The sequence below is a fragment of the Streptomyces sp. XM83C genome (assembly GCF_023072675.1).
In the GTDB taxonomy this organism is placed as follows: domain Bacteria; phylum Actinomycetota; class Actinomycetes; order Streptomycetales; family Streptomycetaceae; genus Streptomyces; species Streptomyces thermocoprophilus.
Genome location: NZ_JALLGL010000466.1, coordinates 1 through 3,246 on the forward strand (window position 1 = coordinate 1; position 3,246 = coordinate 3,246).

Consider the following 3,246-nt stretch of genomic DNA (forward strand, 5'->3'; position numbering starts at 1 on the left):
GGAGGGGTGGGGGGACGGGGGTATGGACACGGTGGCCACCGTTCGTCCTTCACGTTGGTCCAGACCAATCGAGCTGTCAATAGGTCCAGACCAAATCGGCGCCGGACGGCCCCGGTTGAGCGATCGCTGCGCAACCTGCCCCGGTTTGGCGGGACTTGTGGGACAGCAGTTCCCGCCGACCTGGCGAAACGCTGTTCTCGGGCCACATACGCGCGGATACAGTGCTCAGGTAGTCACGCAGTGAAGTCGCTCGGTGCACCGGCGTCACCCAGACCCGGCACACCGACAGGCGTGGATGGGGAGCTGCGCGTGCCAACTGCCATTGCCGTGACCGGCGCCGACCTGGCACTGCCGGCGCAGGACGAGCGGACCATGCCGGCCGCCGTCCTGGCGGACATCGACCGGCAGCCGCTGGACCAGGCGTTGTTCGCCGTGCAGGCCCTCGTCGAGCAGCACGGCCACCTCGTCGTCGTGTACTCCGGCGCCACCCGCCCGAGCGTCGAACGCCGCCTGCTCACCGTCCGCTCCCTCCTGGAGAGCGACCGCATCGCCCTGTTCCGGCCCGACCTGCCTCCCCTCGCCGTCGCCGTCCTCGCCCGGCAACTGCGCCAGCTCGCCTCCTGCGACCTCGGCCCCGGCGTCCTCGCCGCCGCCGGCCGTCTCCTCACCCACTACCTCCACGCCGGCGCCGTCCTCGGCACCCTCTCCCGCCTCGACCGCATCCCCGTCGACCTCAAGGCGCACGCCCGATCCTGGATGCCCGGCAGCCAGTTCGCCGTCCTCGCCCACCCCGAGCCCCACGTCGTACGCCTCGGCACCCCCGGCGCAGCCCTGCCCGGCCCCGACTTCGGCACGTCCCTCGTCGTCGCCCGCGGCCAGCTCCAGTCCGACTGGGTCGGCACCACCCTCGCCCCCGCCTGGCAGGTGCGCGGGCTGCGCGAGGCGGCGCTGCCCGCCGAGTCCGCCGACTGGTGGGGCACCGGCAAGGCCGTCGAGTTCTGCGCCTACCTGCCCGATCTGTCCGTCCTCTACCAGCTCGTCGCGTCCGTACGGCAGAGCCCCTGCCACTGGTGCGGCCTCGACGTCATCGGAGACCGCTGCGTGTTCTGCTCCGCGACCCCGCCCGTGTACGGCGAGCTGCAACCGTACGACCAGCGGTCCTACGGCCGCCGCGCCGCCGTCGGCTGACCCGCCCCCTGTTCCCCGCACCGCCCACACCCCCCCCGATGAGGTTGCTCGGTCCATGAACTCCCGTCAGCGCCGCGGCGTGATCCTCCTGCTCCTGTCGGTCCTGTGCGCCCTCGGCGCGTTCGCCGGCGTGCTGTCCGTCATCAACGACGTGAAGTCCAAGGTCGGCCCCGAGGCCACCGCGTACGAGCTGAAGGACGACATCAAGCCCTACACCGCCCTGACGAGCGACCAGTTCAAACAGGTGAGGATGCCGAAGCGGTGGCTGTCCGACACCGCCGTCACCGACCTCTCCGCGATCCGCGGCAAGATCGCCGTGACCACGCTCAAGGCCGGCTCGCTGTTGCAGAGCGACATGATCGTCGACCGGCCGGCCCTCCGGCCCGGCCAGCAGGAGGTCGCCATCATGATCGACGCGGCCACCGGCGTCGCCGGCAAGATCACCCCCGGCTCCGTCGTCAATGTGTACGCCACCTTCGAAGGCGAGCAGAAGGGGCAGCCCGACCAGTCCCGCGTCATCGTCGCCGGCGCCCGCGTCATCGACGTCGGCCGCATCACCGCCCTCGAACCCGACGCCGACCGCCGCACCCAGCGGTCCACCGACGCCGTCCCCATCACCTTCGCGCTGTCCGCCCTCGACGCCCAGCGCCTCACCTACGCCGAGTCGTTCGCCAAGCGGGTCCGCCTCGCCCTCGTCGCACCCGGCGACGACACCGGCGTACCCGCGCAGGACCGGACGTACGAACTCGCCAAGGACAAGTGAGAGGCGGCCCGCATGCCCACCAGGATCCTCCCGGCGGTCGGTGACGTCGACGCCGTCCGGTCCCTCACCGGTCTGCTCGGCCAGCTTCCCGACGCCGAGCCCCTCCCGCCCGTCCACGACTCCACCCAGCTCGTCGACGCCCTCGCCCGGCTCTCCGCCGAATCCGTCGACGAACTGCCCGAGGTCGTCGTCGTCCACGAACGCATCGGACCCGTCCCCGCCCTCGAACTCATCCGCGAGGTCGCCCTCCGCTTCCCCGCCGTCGGCGTCATCCTCGTCACCAGCGACGCAAGCCCCGGCCTGTTCTCCGCCGCCATGGACTCCGGCGCCCGCGGCCTGGTCGCGCTGCCGCTGTCGTACGAGGAACTCGCCAGCCGCGTCCAGCACGTCGCCCAGTGGTCCACCGGCGTACGACGCCACCTCGGCCACGGCGCCGACGTGTTCACCGGCGCCGGCGGCACCGTCGTCACCGTCAGCGGCGCCAAGGGCGGCGTCGGCACCACCGTCACCGCCGTCCACCTCGCGCTCGCCGCCCAGGCCTCCGGCCGCAACACCGCCCTCGTCGACCTCGACCTACAGACCGGCGACGTCGCCTCCTACCTCGACGTGCAGTTCCGCCGCTCCGTCGCCGACCTCGCCGCCATCACCGACATCACCCCGCGCGTCCTCGCCGACGCCGTCTTCCGCCACGACACCGGCCTCGCCCTGCTCCTCGCCCCCGCCGAGGGCGAACGCGGCGAGGACGTCACCGACCGCGCGGCCCGCCACCTCGTCGGCGCCCTCCGCTCACGGTACGAGGTCGTCGTCATCGACTGCGGCGCCCAGCTCGGCGGCGCCGGTGCCACCGCCGTCGAGCTGGCCGACCGGGCGCTCCTCGTCACCACGCCCGACGTCGTCGCCGTACGCGGCGCCAAACGGGCCGTACGGCTGTGGGACCGGTTGCAGATCCGCAAGGCCGAGGAGACCACCGTCGTCGTCAACCGGCACAGCCGGCACGCGGAGATCCAGCCGCCGCTCATCCAGCGGATCACCGGCACGGGCATCGCGGCGACCGTCGTGCCCGCCGCCTACAAGGAACTCCAGTCCGCCGTCGACGCCGGCCGCCTCCACGAACTCGACCACAAGTCCGCCGTGAAGCAGGCGCTGTGGACACTCGCCGGCGAACTCGGCCTGGTCAAGGCCGCCGAGGGTCACCGCGCCGAGGGCCACCGCGCCGGGGGCCGCGGACGCGCCGACAAGGGCACGGGCGGCGCGCTGCGGCGGCGGAGGGAGGGCGGGGGATGAGCGCCGTCGGG

Annotated in this window: 3 protein-coding genes; all 3 read left to right on the plus strand. The window is 72.9% G+C overall.

What is annotated here, in order from left to right:
- The first annotated feature begins 327 nt into the window (after positions 1-327).
- The 3 genes from MTQ10_RS29255 to MTQ10_RS29265 are packed head-to-tail and all read left to right on the plus strand — an operon-like array spanning position 328 to position 3,235.
- On the plus strand, positions 328-1,188 hold the full coding sequence (locus MTQ10_RS29255; protein WP_247473412.1) for a hypothetical protein: 861 nt from the start codon (positions 328-330) through the stop codon (positions 1,186-1,188).
- A 55-nt stretch (positions 1,189-1,243) separates the two neighbouring features.
- Positions 1,244-1,951 (plus strand): Flp pilus assembly protein CpaB, encoded by a 708-nt coding sequence (gene cpaB, locus MTQ10_RS29260; RefSeq protein ID WP_247473408.1) that lies wholly within the window; start codon positions 1,244-1,246, stop codon positions 1,949-1,951.
- A 12-nt stretch (positions 1,952-1,963) separates the two neighbouring features.
- On the plus strand, positions 1,964-3,235 hold the full coding sequence (locus MTQ10_RS29265) for an AAA family ATPase (RefSeq protein ID WP_247473410.1): 1,272 nt from the start codon (positions 1,964-1,966) through the stop codon (positions 3,233-3,235).
- Positions 3,236-3,246 lie beyond the last annotated feature (11 nt).